This is a genomic window from [Ruminococcus] torques ATCC 27756 (assembly GCF_000153925.1).
GTDB lineage: Bacteria > Bacillota > Clostridia > Lachnospirales > Lachnospiraceae > Mediterraneibacter > Mediterraneibacter torques.
On sequence record NZ_DS264345.1, the window covers coordinates 416,255 to 434,049 of the forward strand.

At 46.6% G+C, this 17,795-nt stretch carries 21 protein-coding genes; all 21 read left to right on the forward strand.

What is annotated here, in order from left to right:
* The first annotated feature begins 71 nt into the window (after positions 1 to 71).
* A complete protein-coding gene (locus RUMTOR_RS03195) occupies positions 72 to 854 on the forward strand; it encodes a hypothetical protein (RefSeq protein WP_242647678.1) in 783 nt (260 codons plus the stop codon).
* Positions 842 to 1,063 (forward strand): DUF4314 domain-containing protein, encoded by a 222-nt coding sequence (locus RUMTOR_RS03200; RefSeq protein WP_004845648.1) that lies wholly within the window; start codon positions 842 to 844, stop codon positions 1,061 to 1,063. Before RUMTOR_RS03195 ends, RUMTOR_RS03200 begins: the two co-directional genes overlap by 13 nt.
* 128 nt (positions 1,064 to 1,191) lie before the next feature.
* Positions 1,192 to 2,139 carry an amidoligase family protein gene (locus RUMTOR_RS03205; RefSeq protein ID WP_044997922.1) on the forward strand — a complete coding sequence of 316 codons (948 nt, stop codon included), beginning with the start codon at positions 1,192 to 1,194 and terminating at the stop codon, positions 2,137 to 2,139.
* 93 nt (positions 2,140 to 2,232) lie between these two features.
* Positions 2,233 to 2,703, forward strand: a complete 471-nt coding sequence (locus RUMTOR_RS03210; protein ID WP_004845650.1) for a gamma-glutamylcyclotransferase family protein — start codon at positions 2,233 to 2,235, stop codon at positions 2,701 to 2,703.
* 252 nt (positions 2,704 to 2,955) lie between these two features.
* Positions 2,956 to 3,435, forward strand: a complete 480-nt coding sequence (locus RUMTOR_RS03220; RefSeq protein WP_044997925.1) for a phage terminase small subunit P27 family — start codon at positions 2,956 to 2,958, stop codon at positions 3,433 to 3,435.
* The gene (locus RUMTOR_RS03225) at positions 3,435 to 4,982 is read left to right on the forward strand and encodes a terminase large subunit (protein ID WP_004845652.1); all 1,548 of its coding nucleotides are present in this window, start codon (positions 3,435 to 3,437) and stop codon (positions 4,980 to 4,982) included. The genes RUMTOR_RS03220 and RUMTOR_RS03225 overlap by 1 nt, the downstream gene beginning before the upstream one ends.
* Before the next feature lie 15 nt (positions 4,983 to 4,997).
* Complete coding sequence (locus RUMTOR_RS03230) at positions 4,998 to 6,296, forward strand: phage portal protein (RefSeq protein WP_004845653.1); 1,299 nt, start codon at positions 4,998 to 5,000, stop codon at positions 6,294 to 6,296.
* On the forward strand, positions 6,293 to 7,099 hold the full coding sequence (locus tag RUMTOR_RS03235) for a head maturation protease, ClpP-related (protein ID WP_004845654.1): 807 nt from the start codon (positions 6,293 to 6,295) through the stop codon (positions 7,097 to 7,099). Before RUMTOR_RS03230 ends, RUMTOR_RS03235 begins: the two co-directional genes overlap by 4 nt.
* 14 nt (positions 7,100 to 7,113) lie before the next feature.
* Positions 7,114 to 8,319 carry a phage major capsid protein gene (locus RUMTOR_RS03240; protein WP_004845655.1) on the forward strand — a complete coding sequence of 402 codons (1,206 nt, stop codon included), beginning with the start codon at positions 7,114 to 7,116 and terminating at the stop codon, positions 8,317 to 8,319.
* 9 nt (positions 8,320 to 8,328) lie between these two features.
* Positions 8,329 to 8,604 (forward strand): head-tail connector protein, encoded by a 276-nt coding sequence (locus tag RUMTOR_RS03245; protein WP_004845656.1) that lies wholly within the window; start codon positions 8,329 to 8,331, stop codon positions 8,602 to 8,604.
* Complete coding sequence (locus tag RUMTOR_RS03250; RefSeq protein ID WP_004845657.1) at positions 8,604 to 8,933, forward strand: phage head closure protein; 330 nt, start codon at positions 8,604 to 8,606, stop codon at positions 8,931 to 8,933. Before RUMTOR_RS03245 ends, RUMTOR_RS03250 begins: the two co-directional genes overlap by 1 nt.
* A gap of 12 nt (positions 8,934 to 8,945) precedes the next feature.
* A complete protein-coding gene (locus tag RUMTOR_RS03255; RefSeq protein WP_004845659.1) occupies positions 8,946 to 9,329 on the forward strand; it encodes an HK97 gp10 family phage protein in 384 nt (127 codons plus the stop codon).
* Positions 9,322 to 9,639 (forward strand): hypothetical protein, encoded by a 318-nt coding sequence (locus RUMTOR_RS03260; RefSeq protein ID WP_004845660.1) that lies wholly within the window; start codon positions 9,322 to 9,324, stop codon positions 9,637 to 9,639. The genes RUMTOR_RS03255 and RUMTOR_RS03260 overlap by 8 nt, the downstream gene beginning before the upstream one ends.
* A 2-nt stretch (positions 9,640 to 9,641) precedes the next feature.
* Positions 9,642 to 10,238, forward strand: a complete 597-nt coding sequence (locus tag RUMTOR_RS03265) for a major tail protein (RefSeq protein ID WP_004845661.1) — start codon at positions 9,642 to 9,644, stop codon at positions 10,236 to 10,238.
* A gap of 11 nt (positions 10,239 to 10,249) precedes the next feature.
* Positions 10,250 to 10,624, forward strand: a complete 375-nt coding sequence (locus tag RUMTOR_RS03270; RefSeq protein ID WP_004845662.1) for a hypothetical protein — start codon at positions 10,250 to 10,252, stop codon at positions 10,622 to 10,624.
* Positions 10,621 to 10,785 (forward strand): hypothetical protein, encoded by a 165-nt coding sequence (locus RUMTOR_RS13100; protein ID WP_004845663.1) that lies wholly within the window; start codon positions 10,621 to 10,623, stop codon positions 10,783 to 10,785. The genes RUMTOR_RS03270 and RUMTOR_RS13100 overlap by 4 nt, the downstream gene beginning before the upstream one ends.
* A gap of 205 nt (positions 10,786 to 10,990) precedes the next feature.
* Positions 10,991 to 11,191, forward strand: a complete 201-nt coding sequence (locus RUMTOR_RS03275) for a hypothetical protein (protein WP_004845664.1) — start codon at positions 10,991 to 10,993, stop codon at positions 11,189 to 11,191.
* A gap of 24 nt (positions 11,192 to 11,215) precedes the next feature.
* Positions 11,216 to 11,404, forward strand: coding sequence for a hypothetical protein (locus RUMTOR_RS03280; RefSeq protein WP_004845665.1), 189 nt, complete (start codon positions 11,216 to 11,218; stop codon positions 11,402 to 11,404).
* A gap of 148 nt (positions 11,405 to 11,552) precedes the next feature.
* Positions 11,553 to 14,738, forward strand: a complete 3,186-nt coding sequence (locus RUMTOR_RS03285) for a phage tail tape measure protein (protein WP_044997926.1) — start codon at positions 11,553 to 11,555, stop codon at positions 14,736 to 14,738.
* On the forward strand, positions 14,738 to 15,472 hold the full coding sequence (locus RUMTOR_RS03290; RefSeq protein WP_004845667.1) for a hypothetical protein: 735 nt from the start codon (positions 14,738 to 14,740) through the stop codon (positions 15,470 to 15,472). The genes RUMTOR_RS03285 and RUMTOR_RS03290 overlap by 1 nt, the downstream gene beginning before the upstream one ends.
* Entirely contained in the window at positions 15,473 to 17,788 is a 2,316-nt protein-coding gene (locus RUMTOR_RS03295; RefSeq protein WP_004845668.1) for a phage tail spike protein, read from the forward strand.
* Positions 17,789 to 17,795: the final 7 nt, after the last annotated feature.

Consider the following 17,795-nt stretch of genomic DNA (forward strand, 5'->3'; position numbering starts at 1 on the left):
CATTATCTGCTTGACTATACGGGCATTCAGAGTGATATATGGTACTACCAAAAGGAAAGGAGACCAGCAGAATGGAAATTATTACAAACGCTGAGAACAGGAAAGAATTAGTAAAAGCCTTATCCGGACATTTCGGACAGAGGTCAGAATACCTTGGACCGCCATCCTTTGCATACCGCATCGGAAGCATCACGGTGGACAGGGACGCAAAGGTCATACTTGAAGATGACAGCATGGAAGACGAGGTGAGAAGGGTGCTTTTCCAGAATGACGTGGCAGAAGAGCCACAGGAAACACAGACGGAAGAACCGGAAGCAGAGATCAAAATACCGATCGGCAGAATGACACCACAGGGCATCATCAACCTGATAAACATGATGCATTCCAAACAGTACCTTATCAACAGGGCAGTCGGAAGGGAGTGCATTTCCATAGCAGACAGCCTTGTAAATGCCCTTGCCGAAAGTACCTTCGAAGATACGGAGACGGCAGCAGGGTTCATTACGGAACAGGGCGGATGCAGCGGTGTTACCTTTGCAGACGGGAACATTGAGTTCACGGGATTTCCGCATACCGATGACATGATGGAATACTGCAGACTTGCATCGGCAATGGTAAAGAAAGCATCGGAACAGAAACGTGTGAATCCGAAACAGACCATTGAAGAGAATGAAAAATATTACATGAGGGCATGGCTGGTATCCATCGGATTTGGCGGGAGCGAAGGAAAGGAAACAAGGTCCTTCTTCCTTAAGGGACTGAAAGGTCATACGGCATTCCGGACCCCAGAAGATGCGGAAAAGTGGAAAGCCAACCGCAGGGCAGAAAGGGGGTCAACGGTATGTTCGGAGTAAACAGACAGACACTTGAGAGACTGAGGAAGGAATATCCTGCGGGAACCAGGGTGGAGCTTATCCGCCTTGATGATCCCTACCGGAAGATTCCGTCAGGAACAACAGGAACCGTGGAATATGTGGATGACGCAGGACAGCTCCACACGGTATGGGACGGACACGGATCGCTGGCGATGATCTACGGAGTGGATGAATGGCGTAAAATATAGTCATAATATACACAGTTTTCCCTTGAAATCTTTGTGTAGTTTATGGCTCACATATAACTGGATATATGTGTGTTTTAGAGCGAATATGTACCTACCGAAAGGGAAGAAAACAAACGGAGGTACAAGCCATGAACGAAAGGATTACAAAGCAGATCGAGGAAATGAAGAAACAGACCATCGGGGTCGAGGTTGAGATGAATAACATCCGAAGGGATAAGGCTGCAGAACTTGCAGCGGCATTCTTCGGAACAGGAAGATTTGAAAACACGGCTTCCAGAAACGGATATTATACATGGTCCGCATGGGATGCAAGCGGAAGGGAATGGAAATTCCAGAAGGATGTCAGCATTGCGGGACCGGATGATAAAAAATGCGAGCTGGTCACACCGATCCTTCACTACGAAGACATCGAACTTCTTCAGGAACTGATAAGAAAGCTCAGACATGCGGGAGCCAAGAGTGATGCAACAAGGGGATGCGGAGTCCACATCCACATCGGAGCAAATGGACACACACCGCAGACTTTACGAAATCTTGCAAACATCATGGCGGGACACGAGAACCTTTTAGCGGATGCCTTAAACCTCGACAGCTGGCGGATGAACCGCTACTGCAAAACGGTAGACCCAAGATTCCTTAAGGAACTCAATAAAAAGAAACCAAAAACGATGGCAGCCCTTGCAGACATCTGGTACACGGCAAACGGGGCAAGCTACGGAAGAGACCACCATTACAATGACAGCCGATACCATATGTTAAACTACCATGCAACATTCACAAAGGGAACGGTCGAGTTCAGACTTTTCCAATTTGATGCTCCGGCTGACGGAAAGCTGAACGGACTGCATGCGGGACAGCTGAAAAGCTACATCCAGCTCTGCCTTGCCTTAAGCCAGATGGCAAAGGAAGTAAGGACGGCAAGCCCGAAACCGCAGCAGACAGAAAATCCGAAATATGCAATGAGGACATGGCTTTTACGCCTCGGATTCATCGGGGATGAATTCAAGACCGCAAGGGACATCCTTACAAAGAGACTTGCAGGAGACACCGCTTTCAGAAACGGAAGGGCTGCTTGAAGAGAACAGCCTTCTGCCACCTTGGAGCACTGACCGCCATGAGCGGTCTTAAGGTGGTAGAAGGGTGTTCCCTTCAGAAAGGATGGAAACAATATGAAAAGATATTACATTGCTTATGGCAGCAACCTGAACATCAGACAGATGCGGATACGATGCCCTCACGCAAGAGTGATTGGTACTGCAGTTATACACGATTATGAGCTTCTCTTTAAAGGAAGCCGTACGGGAGCCTATCTTACCATTGAGCCGAAGGAAGGCAGCGAGGTTCCCGTGGCGGTATGGGAAGTCACGGAGTCGGATGAGGCGGCACTTGACCGCTACGAAGGATATCCGGCGTTTTATTACAAAAAAGAAATGGAACTCGATATCAGAGGCATCCGTACGGGGAAGATACGCAGAAGGAAGTGCTTTGTGTACATCATGCATGAAGAACGGAAGATAGGAGTACCTTCCCTTTCGTATGTCAGCACATGCCTTCAGGGGTACATCAGCTTTGGCTTTGACGAGCAATACCTTTCCGAGGCACAGATCAAAGCAGTGGAGGTGGCAGGACATGAAGAGTGAAACACTGCACATACGGATATGCCCCCGCTGTGGGGCAAGATACGCAAGGACACCCGCCCTTTCAAGGGCAGACGGCAGAACGCTTATCTGCCCGGACTGCGGAACCCGTGAGGCACTTGCAAGCATGGGCGTGAGCAGAGAAGAACAGGAAGAAATTATAGAGACCATACACAGGTCAAACAGATAGTGGTTATGTAAAAAGGCTTCTTCGGGAGTCTTTTTTGTTGCCATTTTTACAGGGAGGTGAGGACAGTGGCACAAAGAGGAAGAAAACCAAAACCAACGGCAGTCAAGGTGCTTGAGGGAAATCCGGGCAAGAGAAGCCTTAATACAGGCGAACCAAAGCCGGAGAAAAAGGCCCCGCGCTGTCCGGCATGGCTCGAGGATGAGGCAAAGAAAGAATGGAGAAGGATGGCGAAACAGTTGGAGCATCTCGGCATCCTGACAGAAATAGATATGGCAGCATTCGCAGGATACTGTCAGGCATATGCGAGATGGAAAGAGGCAGAGGAGTTCATTACACAGCACGGGACCATCGTAAAGACCCCGAGCGGATACTGGCAGCAGGTACCGCAGGTATCCATCGCACAGACATATTTGAAGATCATGAATAAGTTCTGTGAGCAGTTTGGACTGACCCCGTCTGCAAGAAGCCGTATCTCCACGGACAGCATGGAAGATAAGCAGAATGATGAAATGGAGCTTCTGCTTGTGAAAGGCGGTGCAGGATAATGTTTGATGAGGCAAAAGCAGACCATGCAGTCAATTTTATAAACTGCCTGAAACACACCAAAGGAAGGTGGAGGGGAGTTCCGTTTGAACTTCTCCCCTGGCAGGATGAGATCATCCGTACCCTTTATGGGACAGTAAAGGAAAACGGATACAGGCAGTACAATACCTGTTACTGTGAGATACCGAAGAAAAATGGAAAATCGGAGCTGGCGGCTGCCATTGCACTGTATATGACATGCGGTGACGGTGAATGGGGAGCAGAGGTTTACGGCTGTGCTTCCGACAGGCAGCAGGCTTCCATCGTATTTGATGTTGCGGTGGATATGGTAGACCAGTGTCCGGCACTGAAGAAAAGGATCAAGCCTGTCATGTCCGTAAAAAGGCTTGTATATAAACCGACCAACAGCTTCTATCAGGTGCTGTCGGCAGAGGCATACACCAAGCACGGTCTGAATGTCCATGCGGTCATATTTGATGAGCTGCATGCACAGCCGAACCGGGAACTGTTCGATGTCATGACCAAAGGTTCTGGTGATGCCAGAACACAGCCATTGTTCTTCCTGATCACAACAGCTGGGACAGACAGGAATTCCGTGTGTTTTGAACAGCATCAGAAGGCTCTGGATATTATTGAAGGAAGAAAGATCGACCCGACTTTTTATCCGGTAATTTATGGGGCTTCTGATGAGGATGACTGGTCGAGTGAGGATGTGTGGTATAAGGCAAATCCGTCACTTGGATACACGATTGATATTGAGAAAGTGCAGAATGCATATATCAGTGCAAAAGAGAATGCGGCAGAGGAGAATGTGTTCCGGCAGCTCCGTCTGAATCAGTGGGTGAAACAGAGCACCCGGTGGATGCAGATGGATAAGTGGGATGCCTGTTCCTTTGCAGTGAATGAAGAGGAGCTTCTCGGAAGGGAATGCTATGGCGGACTCGACCTTTCAAGTTCTACGGATATCACGGCATTCGTGCTTGTGTTCCCGCCAAGGAATGATACCGAGAAGTATGTGATCCTTCCGTATTTCTGGATACCGGAGGATAACATGAAACTGCGTGTACGAAGGGATCATGTTCCGTATGATGTCTGGGCAGCCGAAGGGTGTTTAAAGACTACGGAAGGAAATGTCATCCATTATGGATTCATTGAACAGTTTATTGATGAACTTGGTACGAAATTCCATATTAAGGAAATCGCCTTTGACCGATGGGGAGCAGTACAGATGGTGCAGAACCTTGAGGGCATGGGATTTACCGTTGTTCCATTTGGACAGGGATATAAGGATATGAGTCCACCGACCAAGGAGCTGATGAAGCTGACGCTGGAAGGGCGGATCGCACATGGCGGTCATAAGGTGCTGCGGTGGATGATGGATAATGTGTTTGTCCGTCAGGATCCCGCAGGAAACATCAAAATGGATAAAGAAAAATCTACGGAGAAGATCGATGGGGCTGTTGCAACCGTTATGGCACTTGACCGTGCAATCAGAAACGAAGGCAGTGACGGAAGTGTATATGATGACAGAGGAATTATAATATTTTAACAGCGGAGGTATCGTATGGGAATTAAGAGTTTATTTGGATTTGGACAGGCGAGGGATAAACCTGTGGACAAGGCAGCAGATGCGGGATATTCGTTTCTGTTCGGAAGGACAACAAGCGGAAAGCCTGTAAACGAAAGAACTGCAATGCAGACCACGGCAGTATATGCCTGTGTCAGAATCCTTGCAGAAGCAGTGGCGTCTTTACCGCTTCATGTATATGAGTATCAGGATGACGGTGGCAAGAAGCTGGTGCATGACCATCCTTTATATTATCTGCTCCATGACGAGCCGAACCCGGAGATGACTTCATTTGTGTTCAGGGAAACACTGATGAGTCATCTTTTAATATGGGGAAATGCGTATGCCCAGATCATAAGGGACGGTGCTGGAAGGGTGCTTGGGCTTTATCCGCTCCTTCCAGATAAGATGGATGTGCAGAGGGATGACCGTGGAAACATCTATTATGTGTATTCCAGAAACAGTGATGAAAACCCCATGTTCAAGGAATATGGAGATATCAGGCTGAAAGCCGAGGATGTGCTTCATATACCCGGACTGGGATTTGACGGGCTGATTGGATATTCTCCGATTGCGATGGCAAAGAACGCTGTCGGCATGACGCTTGCCTGTGAGGAATACGGGGCGAGTTTCTTTGCGAACGGGGCAAATCCGGGCGGTGTTTTGGAGCATCCGGGAGTTCTGAAAGATCCATCAAAGGTGAGGGAATCCTGGAACTCCGTATACCGTGGCGTGAATAACGCACACAAGATAGCAGTGCTTGAAGAAGGCATGAAGTATCAGCAGATAGGCATCCCGCCGGAAGAAGCACAGTTTCTTGAGACAAGGAAATTCCAGATCAATGAGATCGCAAGGCTTTACAGGATACCGCCGCATATGGTCGGTGATCTTGATAAGTCGAGCTTTTCCAATATCGAGCAGCAGTCCTTGGAGTTTGTAAAATACACACTTGACCCGTGGGTGATCCGGTGGGAGCAGTCTTTACAGAGATCACTCCTTCTGCCGGGAGAAAAAGGAAAGTATTTTATCAAACTGAATGTGGATGGTCTGCTGAGAGGGGACTACCAGTCAAGGATGAACGGCTATGCGGTCGGAAGGCAGAACGGGTGGTTTTCTGCCAATGATATCCGTGAGATGGAGAACATGAACCCAATCCCGGATGAGCAGGGAGGAAACCTGTATCTGATAAACGGAGCAATGACCAAACTTGAGGATGCAGGGGCTTTTGCAAAGACAGATACAGGACAGCAGAACACTCCGGCACAGGAAAACAGCGGAAAGAGAGGTAAACGATGAAGCGGAAGTTTTGGAACTGGATAAGGAATGAAGATGAGAGCGTGCCTGACATGGAAAGGACGCTCTTTTTAAATGGCATGATTTCGGATGAAACATGGTACGGGGATGAAGTCACCCCGCAGCTTTTCAAAGATGAGCTGAATGCCGGAAATGGAAATATCACGGTGTGGATCAATTCACCGGGCGGTGATGTGTTTGCAGCAGCCCAGATCTATAACATGCTCCGTGATTATAAGGGAAGTGTGACGGTCAAGATTGATGGTATTGCAGCTTCAGCAGCATCCGTGATCGCTATGGCAGGAGATACGGTCTGTGTATCCCCGGTGGCTATGATGATGATCCATAATCCTGCAACGATGGCAATGGGTGAGGCGAAGGATATGCAGAAAGCAATCGCCATGCTGAATGAGGTCAAGGAATCTATCCTGAATGCCTATGAATTCAAGACGGGGCTTACCCGTGCAAGGCTCTCACACATGATGGATGACGAGACCTGGTTCAATGCAAAGAAGGCGGTGGAGCTTGGCTTTGCGGATAAGATCCTTTTTGATTCCGATGAGGATGAGAAAAAGAAAAAGCCGGATGAGCCGGAAGAAAAGCCGGAGAAAGGAAGCAATGGAGAGAAAGGGGACGGAGAGGGCGATAAGGACAAAAACGGGAAAAAGAAGCTCCCGTTCCAGCAGGATTCCATGATGTTTTCCACCAAGGCGATGAATGAGTCGTTCCTTTCCAAGGTGTCCGATAAGGATGCCATGATACCGGTCAACCAGTTGGAGAAGAGACTGAGTCTCTTAGCACATTAAGGAGGATATGAACTATGAGTAAGATTTTAGAATTAAGAGAAAAGAGAGCGAAGGCATGGGAAGCTGCAAAGGCATTCCTCGATGCCAAGAGAACACAGGAAGGTTTTGTATCTGCAGAAGATGCAGCCACCTATGACAAGATGGAAGCGGATGTCGTAAATCTTGGAAAAGAGATCGAGAGACTGGAAAGACAGGCTGCCATTGATGCAGAGCTTGCAAAGGCAACAAGCACCCCGATCACAAACCAGCCGCATGCCGGAACTGGCGGGGAGGTAAAAACAGGAAGGGCAACCGATGAATACAGAAGAGCGTTCTGGAATGGTATGAGAAACAAAATGTCATACGAAGTACAGAACGCTCTTTCTATTGGTACGGATTCCGAGGGTGGATATCTTGTGCCGGATGAGTATGAAAGAACACTGGTGGAAGCCCTGAATGATGAAGTATTCTTCCGTAATCTGGCTACTGTTATCAAGACATCGAGCGGTGACCGTAAGATTCCAATCGTCACATCAAAGGGTGAGGCAGCATGGATCGATGAAGGAGGTCAGTTTACAGAATCCAATGACAGTTTTGGGCAGACAACCATTGGTGCTCATAAGCTGGCAACCATGATCAAAGTTTCAGATGAGCTTTTAAATGACAGCGTGTTTAATATCGAACAGTATATTTCCAGGGAGTTTGGAAGAAGAATCGGTGCAAAGGAAGAAGAAGCATTTTTCATCGGTGACGGAGCAGGAAAACCTACAGGTATTTTCAACGCAACAGGCGGTGCTGAAACAGGAGTGACAGCTGCAAATACCACCATTACGTTTGATGATGTCATGGATCTTTACTATTCCCTTCGTGCTCCATACCGTAACAAAGCGGTATGGCTTCTGAATGATTCGACCGTTAAGGCGATCAGAAAACTGAAGGATGGAAATGGAAATTATATCTGGCAGCCCTCTGTAAGGGAAGGAGAGCCGGACAGAATCTTGAACCGTCCTTACCGTACATCCATTTATGTGCCGGAGCTTGCAGCAGGAAAACGTGTGATGGCATTCGGTGATTACAGTTATTACTGGATCGCAGAACGCCAGGGCAGAAGTTTCAAGAGACTGAATGAGCTTTATGCTACAACGGGACAGGTTGGATTTCTCGCTTCCGAACGTGTTGACGGCAAGCTGATCCTGTCTGAAGCAGTGAAAACACTCGATGTGAAAGCTGCCGGAAAGTAGGTGGACTGAATGTTTGTAACGCTTGAGGAAGCCAAAGGGTATCTGAGGGTGGATTCGTCAGACGAGGATAGTTTTATCCTCGGTCTGATGGAAACTGCAAATGCCCTGATTAAAAATGTAACAAGACGGACTCCGGCAGTACTTAAGAAGCATGAAGCAGTTGTGCGGACAGCGGAGCTGTATGTGATCGCTTATCTTTATGAGCACAGAGAGGAAGCTGACCATAAGGCCATGACGGAGACCGTGAAATATCTGCTCTTTGGCATACGGAAGGAGAAATTTTAATGATCGAACTGATGCGTGACCGGATCACGATCCAGAAAAGTTCCGTGAAAACAGATAAGATCGGAAACCATGCGGCAGTCTGGGAAGATGTGTATTCCTGTGCTGCTTATGCCAATAACCTGTCAGGAAAAGAATACTGGGCAGCAAAGCAGTTGAATGCCCAGTCTGAACTGGACTTTATTATCCGGTACTGCAGTGAGGTGGCAGCCCTGGACAGCGAGCATTACCGCATCAGGTTTCGTGGGGATCTTTATAATATTACGTTTATTGATAACGTGCAGTATAAAAACAAATCCGTCAGGATCCGTACGGAACGGGTCAAACGGTGAGGTGAATTGAAGATGGCAAAGAAAATCAAAGCAGATGCCCTTGCATCGGAAGTCATGAAGGAGCTGGACGATTATTCCAGTCTGACTACGGAAGTGATGAAGAAGGCGGTCAGGAATGCCGGAAAAACAGTCCGGGAGGAGATCGCAGACACAGCACCGAAAAAGACCGGAACTTATGGAAAAAGCTGGGCGGTCAAAAAGACCGGGGAAGACAGTAAGTCCCTGCAGGTAACGGTACATTCCAAAAACCGATACCAGATCGCTCATCTCCTGGAGCATGGACATGCAAAAAGGGGAGGCGGCCGGGTAGCAGCAAGACCGCATATTGCACCTGCAGAGGAGAATGGAATCCGGCAGCTTGAGGAAGAAATCGAGAGGGGGATCCGGAATGGATGATCTGGTTAAGATGATGGAAGAAACAGGACTGCCATTTGCCTACGACCACTTTGAAGAGGGGGAAGCAGCAGAGCCACCGTTTGTATGCTATCTTCTTCCGCAGAGTAATCATTTTTCTGCGGACGGGAAGGTGTATCTGAAGATTACGGAAGTCCATATCGAACTGTATACCGACTGTAAGGACTTGTCGGCAGAACAGAAAGTAGAAGCCGTGCTGGATAAGCAGGGTATTTTTTATGAGAAATCCGAGGTATGGATTGAAAGCGAGAAATTGTATGAAGTCCTGTATTCATTTGAGATGGAGGTTTAGACATGGGAAATAAAGTAAAATATAATCTGAAAAATGTCCATGCAGCAAAGCTGAAGGAAACAGTGAGCAGCAGCGGTGAGACAACATTTTCTTATGAAAATCCAAAGGCAATCCCCGGAGCAGTCAGTATCAGCTTGGATGCGGAAGGGGAATCCACACCGTTTTATGCAGACGGTATCGTATATTTCCGTTCCGTGACCAATAACGGATACAGTGGTGATCTGGAAATTGCACTGATCCCGGAGTGGTTCCGGACGGAGATCTTACAGGAGAAGCTGGATGGAAAAGGCGTGCTTGTGGAAAGTACAAACATCGGGGAAAGTGTAAAATTTGCCCTGTTATTTGAATTTGACGGGGATGTGAATAGTATTCGCCATGTGATGTATAACTGTACGGCATCCCGCCCGTCCATCGAATCCGAAACAAAAGAGGATACGATCGAACCTGGAACGGAGAAGCTGTCACTGACGGCTGATCCGAGAAGTGACGGACTGGTAAAGAGCCGTACCGGAGATACCACGGATGCAGCGACATATGCGAACTGGTATAAGTCCGTATATATTCCATCAGAAACAGAAGAAAGCAGTGCGAAAGGATAAGGTGAAAGGATATGTTAAAAAGAGAAATTGAAATCTGTGGGAAAAAGATCCCGTTCCGGTCATCTGCGACCGTTCCGAGATTATACCGTGCAAAGTTCAAGAGGGATATTTTTAAGGATCTGTCGAAATTGGAAAAATCCTATAAGTGTAAGACCGAGGATGGGGATGAGTTCCAGATTGATGACCTGGAGATCTTTGAGAATGTTGCATATATCATGGCCTACCATGCGGATAACAGCATCCCGGCATCCATTGATGACTGGCTGGATCAGTTTGATATGTTTTCCATCTATGAGGTACTGCCTCAGATCCTGGAACTGTGGGGCGATAATCTTGCAACAGAGGTGGCAGCAAAAAAAGGCCTGGCAGAAGTGAACGGGAAATGACAACACCGCTGTTCCTTCTGCGCAGCGTAGAGATTGGAATATCTATATCGGATCTGGATCTTCTGACGGTGGGGCTGGTGATCGACATGTGGACGGAAAAAGCAAATGATAGCGTGAAATATAATAAGATCGCCACGCAGGATGATTTTGATAAATTCTGATAGCAGCATCAGAAAAATCATGTTATTATGATATTGTATAATTTCTGTTTGAAAGAATACAGAAATTATTCTCCACTCCTGAGAAAATAATTATGCAGGGATAATCCTTGGAAAATATTCTATGGATTCAGCTTAGAAGGTGACAAAAAGTGTCCGCTATCTTCTGCAGGTTGTTTAATGGGATCAGGAAGAAAGGAGGATAACTATGGCTAAGAGAAAAGTAGTATCTGGTAAAACTCATACGAAACAGCAGCTTAATGATTATGCCAATCAGAATAATCCGAATAATAAGGCATACCGGGCGAGAAGAACAAACGAAGAAAAAGCCCGAAAAACAAGGAATCACTTTGACCAGGATATGATCTATTATGAGCCGGATCTTGGTTTTGGCTGGTGTGATGACTAGGATTTGAGAAAGGCAGGTATTTGTATGGGAAACTTTTTTTATAACCTGTTTAATGGAAAGACGGGCTATACAATATCGGATAGCATGGCAGTGGATGAAGATGGTGATCTTTTAATGAGGTTATCTGATCATACGGTTATGGATATGGATACAGGGGAAATTGATATTTTATCATCGGCAGGAAATCTGTTTGATGAGGAAGATGAATGGTAATGTAAACCTGATATGACGAATGGAAAAGCATCGCATTTTGCGGTGCTTTTCCTATACTTAGAAAATTATGTTTTTATGAAAATGGAGCATCGATCATTTAGTTGTGATCGGTGCTTTTTTTCTGCCATGACGAGGGAGGTGTGTGCAGGTGGCAAGCAGGATTAAAGGAATCACGGTCGAGATCGGAGGGGATACCACTGGTCTTGACAAAGCCCTGAAAAATGTAAATGCAACGATCAGGACGACGCAGTCCTCGTTGAAGGATGTCAATAAGCTGCTGAAACTGGATCCGGCAAATACAGAGCTGCTTGCACAGAAGCAGAAACTTTTAAAGGATGCCATCGGTTCTACCAAAGAAAAACTGGATGCTTTAAAAACAGCACAGGAACAGGCAAAGCAGCAGATGGAGAACGGGGATCTGGGACAGGACAAATATGATGCCCTTCAGAGGGAGATCATCGAAACGGAACAGGAACTCCAAAAGCTGGCACAGGAAGCGGTAAATTCCAATGCTGCCCTTGCGAAAATCGAAGAGGTCGGTGGGAAACTGGAGTCAGTCGGAAATAAGATATCCGGTGTCGGAACAAAAATGCTTCCCGTTACAGCGGCAGTTGCAGGTCTTGGTACGGCAGCAGTGAAGACTACGGCAGATTTTGATTCTTCCATGAGCCAGGTACAGGCCACGATGGGAATTACGGCTGATTCCATGTCAAAGGTGGATGGACAGTCCGTAAATACGATGGATACCCTGCGTACCCTGGCGAAGCAGATGGGAGAGAAAACATCCTTTTCTGCAAGTGAGTGTGCACAGGCACTTAATTACCTTGCTTTGGCGGGTTATGATACACAGCAGATGTGTGATACGCTTCCAACGGTACTGAATCTGGCAGCCGCAGGAGATATCGATCTTGCATCTGCATCGGATATGGTAACGGATGCCATGTCAGCCCTTGGCATGCAGACGGATGAAGCCAATACAATGGTCGATCAGATGGCAAAAACAGCATCGACCACGAACACATCCGTGGCGCAGCTAGGGGAAGGAATCCTTACCATTGGTGCAACTGCTAAATCCGTAAAAGGCGGTACGGCAGAATTAAATACAGCCCTTGGTATTCTGGCCAATAATGGTATCAAGGGAGCAGAGGGCGGAACACATCTTAGAAACGTGATCCTTGCATTACAGAGTCCGACCGATAAGGCAGCTGCCTGTATGGAGAGTCTCGGTCTTCAGGTTTATGATTCGCAGGGAAACATGAGGAGTCTGAACGATATCCTTTCTGACCTTAATAAGTCTATGGATGGCATGACCTCTGCCGAGAAGAATAATATCATCAGTACGATCTTTAATAAAACGGATCTGTCATCCGTAAATTCCCTGCTTGCAAATACCGGGGATACCTGGGACAGCCTTCAGAAGTCCATTATGGAATCCGGTGGTGCTGCACAGCAGATGGCAGATACACAGCTTGATAACCTGTCCGGTCAGATCACCATCTTAAAATCAGCGGTGGAAGGTCTGGCCATTTCTTTTGGAGAGGCGCTTATGCCTGTGATCCGGAGTCTTGTCTCAAAGATACAGGGATTTGTAGATAAGCTGAACAGCATGGATGAATCCCAGAGAAACCTGATCATCCGTGTTGCAGCGGTGGTTGCAGCCATCGGACCGTTCCTGATCATTCTTGGAAAAACAATCTCAACCGTAGGGACAGCGATGAAAGGCTTTTCTTCCCTTGCCAAAGGGATCGCAAGTCTTGGAGTAAAGATCGCAGGAAGCAGCGGTTCGGTAACCGGGCTGGCAAGCGCACTTGGGGCGGTAGCAGGACCTGTGCTGGCGGTTATTGCCGTGGTGGCCGTTTTAGTGGCTGCATTTAAACATCTGTGGGATACCAACGAGGAATTCAGAAATGCCATGACAGCGATCTGGGAAGGTATTGTCAAGAAGATACAGGCATTTGTTGAAGGAATCAAGGAAAGGCTGGCAGCCCTTAATATTGATTTTACTGCAGTGGCAAATACACTGAAAAAAATCTGGAATGGTTTCTGTGAACTTCTGGCACCTGTGTTTGAAGCAGCATTCAGTATCATTTCAACAGTTCTTGGTACAGTATTTGATGTACTGACGGGACTGCTTGATGTGTTTATCGGACTTTTCACGGGAAACTGGGAGCAGATGTGGTCAGGGATCAAGGAGATATTCTCCGGCATCTGGAATGGGATCACTGGAATCTTTACGGCAGCATTGAATCTTATCCGTGGAATTGCGGATACAGTCCTTGGATGGTTTGGTACAAGCTGGAATGCAGTATGGACTTCCGTATCTACGTTCTTTACGAATATCTGGAACGGGATCACGTCATTCTTTACCGGAGTATGGGAGACCATCAAGAATGTGGTACAGGTAGGAATCCTGTTTATTGGTTCGCTTTTGGAAGCAGCATTTAATATCATTACACTGCCGTTCCGCTTTGTATGGGAGAACTGTAAGGAGACCATTATTTCCGTATGGAATACGATAAAAAGCACGGTTTCGACTGTGATCAATGCCGTGGCATCGGTGATCTCTACAGTCATGAATACCATAAAGACTGTGATCAGCACAGTCTGGGATGCAGTCAGTACAAAGATATCTACCGTGCTGAATGCCATTAAGTCAGTGGTAACCACGGTATTCAATGCAGTAAAAACGGTAGCGGTTACGGTGTGGAATGGAATCAAAACCGCAATCAGCACGGTCGTTGACGGCATTAAAAGCAAGGTGTCTTCCGTATTTGAGGCTTTGAAGAATACACTTTCTTCTGTTTTTAATGGAATCAAATCGACAGCGGTATCTGTTTGGAACGGGATCAAGAGTGCAATCGTTACACCGATTGAGGCAGCACGGGATACTATTAAAGGAATCGTGGACAAGATCACGGGTTTCTTTAATAACATGCATTTGTCGCTTCCGCATATCAAGTTACCGCATTTCAGTATCAGTGGGAAATTGTCACTTGCTCCGCCAAGTGTACCGCATCTGAATATCGATTGGTACAAGGAAGGCGGTATCATGACAGGGCCGACCATCTTTGGCATGAACGGGTCGAGTCTTATGGCAGGAGGGGAAGCCGGAAAAGAAGCGGTTCTTCCACTGAAAGGCTTTTATGAACAGCTGGAAAATATCCTGACAAACAGGCTGAATACTTCGACAATGGAGCAGTATCTGGCTGTGATAGCAGAAAACAGCGGAAAGGGCATCTATCTGGATGACGGAACGCTGATAGGAAAACTGGCACCTGGGATCAATCAGAAACTGGGCATGCAGAAATTTAAAGCAGAAAGGGGCATGGTCTGATGAGCGAATATACAACCGCAGGATTTGGGGCAACGATCAATGGAAAGCACACATGGAAAGATTATGGTCTTGTGATCGGCAATACGGATATCGTAAGTGAGCCATCCCCGAAAACTAATTATATTGAAGTGCCTGGAAGCAGTATCAGAATTGACCTTACGGAAACGCTGACAGGACAGGTGGAATATGAGTCCAGACAGCTTAAGTTTTCTTTAGGGAAAATGGAAAGGGAAGATTTGTGGCCGGTGTTTTACCGGACATTTCTGAAGGCATATCAGGGCAAAGAAGTACGGGTTGTTCTGGATCAGGAGCCGGATGTGTATTATCACGGACGTGCAGAAGTTTCGGGGTTTTCCAGAAATGGAAGGCTCGGTACATTTACCCTGACGATAGATGCGGATGCGTATAAATACGAAATTAATGTGTCAAGCGAGGATTGGCTGTGGGACGTATTGAATTTTGAAACAGGGATCATCCGTGATTACCGTGGGATCAATGTCTCTGGAAGCAGCAGTAAACTTCTGGAAGGAAGCGGTATTCCAGTTGTTCCTGCATTTCTTGTCAGCAACCTTGATGAAAGCGTTTCGAACTATATTACTTTTAATGGGACGAGGTACACTCTGCAGGAAGGCCGGAATCGCTTTGCAGATCTAATCATTTCGGCAGGAGGTGGAAGACTCTATTTTTACGGAAAGTATACAGTAAATATTGAGTTCCGGGGAGGGAGTCTGTAAATGTATAAAGTATTTTGTGACGATCAGCTTTTGTATCTTCCGGGAGATCAGGAACTGGTCATTTTTAATACCAAGCTGGAACTGGCAGATAACAAATCCGGTTCATTTGAGTTTGATATCCCGGCAGTAAACCCGATATATGACAGGATGAAAAAGCTGACTTCCGTCATCCGGGTGGAAAAAGATGGGGACAGTATTTTCTACGGACGCATCCTTAGTATGGAGAAGAACTTTTATAATACCCGGACAGTGGTGTGTGAAGGGGAGCTTGCATATCTTCTGGATTCGATACAGGAACCGAAGGCATACCACAGCTATACTGTGCGTAGTTTCTTGAACGCATTGCTTGCTGTCCATAATATGCAGACAACAATGGAAAAACGGCTTGCTGTCACATTTAATTCCAAATGTGCAGGAGAAAGCGGTTCTTTTGATAACCTTTCCCTATTCTATAAGTCTGGAAGTACGGTATATGCCGTTTTTGCAAAGAAAAGGGCTAATGATGTGGCAGGGAAAACATTTATTGTACCTGCAGGAGATTTTTATGTGTACTGGCATACGGATGCATCGGTTAATAACTATTATGGATTTTCCATAGACAGTGTGGAGTTTACAAGTGGAATTCCAGGTACGGCAACGGTATCATCACTTCCATCTTATACGGCAGTGGAAACGAAGAAAGTTTCTGATATGCAGAGTGCCCATAATCCATATGCTAACAGTTCCAATCTTCTGTGGCATTACACCCATACATTCGACAGGAAAGACCTGTATCCGAAGATGTTTGTTACTGGGATGGTGACGGTGGAAGATAGCAATGACAGCATCTACCGCTACACAAACTGGGAAAATACGCTGGATGATATTCAGGATAAGCTGGTAGACAGACTTGGAGGGCATTTACGGATCCGGCATTCCGGCACGACCCGTTACCTGGATTATATCGCAGATTATGATAATACCAATACACAGGTCATTGAGTTTGGCAGCAATTTGCTTGATTATACGGAAAATGCGGATGCATCTGAGATTGCAACCAGGGTGATCCCGCTTGGGAAAAGGTTAGAGGAAAGTTCGATTGAAGGACTGGAAGAGTATACCACGATTAAAAGTGTGAATAATAGTGTCCCGTATATAGAATCCACGGATGCCGTAAAAGTGTACGGTGTGGTGACAAGGACTGTGAGTTTTGAGGATGTCGGAGAGCCGGCCAATTTGAAGAAGAAAGCAGAGAAATATCTGTCAGATATTCAGTTTGAGAACCTGTCTTTGACCTGCAATGCCGTGGACCTGAACATGGTGGATGTGGATATCGAACGGATCAAACTGGGGGATTCCATCCGGGTCGTGTCAAAACCACACGGAATGGACCGGTATTTTCCGGTTACTGCACTTACCATTGACCTGCAGAATCCACAGAATAATACGGTAACGCTTGGAACAAGTGTAAAGGCAGGAATTTCAGAACGTACAACAAATCAGAACGACTCGCTTGTACAGAAGATCCAGTCACTGCCGCCACAGTCTGATACCCTGCGGATGGCGATAGAAAATGCAACAGCCCTGATCACGGCAGCAACCACGGGGCATGTGGTGACAAGACCGGAAGAGATCCTGATCATGGATACTGCAGATAAGGATACCGCAAAAAAGGTGTGGCGATGGAATTTAAATGGTCTGGGATATTCCAGTACGGGATATAACGGGACGTTTGGAACAGCCATTACGATGGATGGAAAGATCGTAGGGAAATATATTGCTGCCAGAAGCATTTATGCAGATTCCTTTATTGCAGGAGAACTACAGACTGCGTGGAATGGAATCACGGATTATATCCAGCTAAAGAACGGGGAACTGCAGGTATTTAATACTTCTGATCAGCTGGTGTCAAAGTTCAATTATAATGGGGAGCATTTTTACAGGGACGGCACTTATGTAGGTAAGATTGGAACTAACAAGTGGTCAAGCAATGCAGCACACAAAGGGCTGGTGTTTGATCTGGAATATACCGGAAAGTATATGGCATGGTGTTATCAGAAAACAAGCGGAGCTTCATCCTATACCACGATGCTGTGTTTTTCACAGGGAAACAGTATCTATACGGAACAGGGGCTGCATCTGGGCTGTGATTTTTATGGGGAGTGGAATACGCTCTACAACATTAAACTTTCGGGTGTTTCTTCTGGCGGATACAGTGCATTTACTGGAACGATCCCAATCATCATGAATATTACGGATAAAGGAAATGGGGCAATCAGCTGGACTTACAGTAAGCTTCAGGTAAAAAACGGCATCATAGTCGGATACTGGAATTAAGGAGGTA

Bases quoted from the DNA above. Each gene is read 5' to 3' on its own strand.
- RUMTOR_RS03195 (WP_242647678.1), top strand. From the start codon at position 72: ATGGAAATTATTACAAACGCTGAGAACAGGAAAGAATTAGTAAAAGCC.
- RUMTOR_RS03200 (WP_004845648.1), top strand. From the start codon at position 842: ATGTTCGGAGTAAACAGACAGACACTTGAGAGACTGAGGAAGGAATAT.
- RUMTOR_RS03205 (WP_044997922.1), top strand. From the start codon at position 1,192: ATGAACGAAAGGATTACAAAGCAGATCGAGGAAATGAAGAAACAGACC.
- RUMTOR_RS03210 (WP_004845650.1), top strand. From the start codon at position 2,233: ATGAAAAGATATTACATTGCTTATGGCAGCAACCTGAACATCAGACAG.
- RUMTOR_RS03225 (WP_004845652.1), top strand. From the start codon at position 3,435: ATGTTTGATGAGGCAAAAGCAGACCATGCAGTCAATTTTATAAACTGC.
- RUMTOR_RS03230 (WP_004845653.1), top strand. From the start codon at position 4,998: ATGGGAATTAAGAGTTTATTTGGATTTGGACAGGCGAGGGATAAACCT.
- RUMTOR_RS03235 (WP_004845654.1), top strand. From the start codon at position 6,293: ATGAAGCGGAAGTTTTGGAACTGGATAAGGAATGAAGATGAGAGCGTG.
- RUMTOR_RS03240 (WP_004845655.1), top strand. From the start codon at position 7,114: ATGAGTAAGATTTTAGAATTAAGAGAAAAGAGAGCGAAGGCATGGGAA.
- RUMTOR_RS03245 (WP_004845656.1), top strand. From the start codon at position 8,329: ATGTTTGTAACGCTTGAGGAAGCCAAAGGGTATCTGAGGGTGGATTCG.
- RUMTOR_RS03250 (WP_004845657.1), top strand. From the start codon at position 8,604: ATGATCGAACTGATGCGTGACCGGATCACGATCCAGAAAAGTTCCGTG.
- RUMTOR_RS03255 (WP_004845659.1), top strand. From the start codon at position 8,946: ATGGCAAAGAAAATCAAAGCAGATGCCCTTGCATCGGAAGTCATGAAG.
- RUMTOR_RS03260 (WP_004845660.1), top strand. From the start codon at position 9,322: ATGGATGATCTGGTTAAGATGATGGAAGAAACAGGACTGCCATTTGCC.
- RUMTOR_RS03265 (WP_004845661.1), top strand. From the start codon at position 9,642: ATGGGAAATAAAGTAAAATATAATCTGAAAAATGTCCATGCAGCAAAG.
- RUMTOR_RS03270 (WP_004845662.1), top strand. From the start codon at position 10,250: ATGTTAAAAAGAGAAATTGAAATCTGTGGGAAAAAGATCCCGTTCCGG.
- RUMTOR_RS13100 (WP_004845663.1), top strand. From the start codon at position 10,621: ATGACAACACCGCTGTTCCTTCTGCGCAGCGTAGAGATTGGAATATCT.
- RUMTOR_RS03275 (WP_004845664.1), top strand. From the start codon at position 10,991: ATGGCTAAGAGAAAAGTAGTATCTGGTAAAACTCATACGAAACAGCAG.
- RUMTOR_RS03280 (WP_004845665.1), top strand. From the start codon at position 11,216: ATGGGAAACTTTTTTTATAACCTGTTTAATGGAAAGACGGGCTATACA.
- RUMTOR_RS03290 (WP_004845667.1), top strand. From the start codon at position 14,738: ATGAGCGAATATACAACCGCAGGATTTGGGGCAACGATCAATGGAAAG.
- RUMTOR_RS03295 (WP_004845668.1), top strand. From the start codon at position 15,473: ATGTATAAAGTATTTTGTGACGATCAGCTTTTGTATCTTCCGGGAGAT.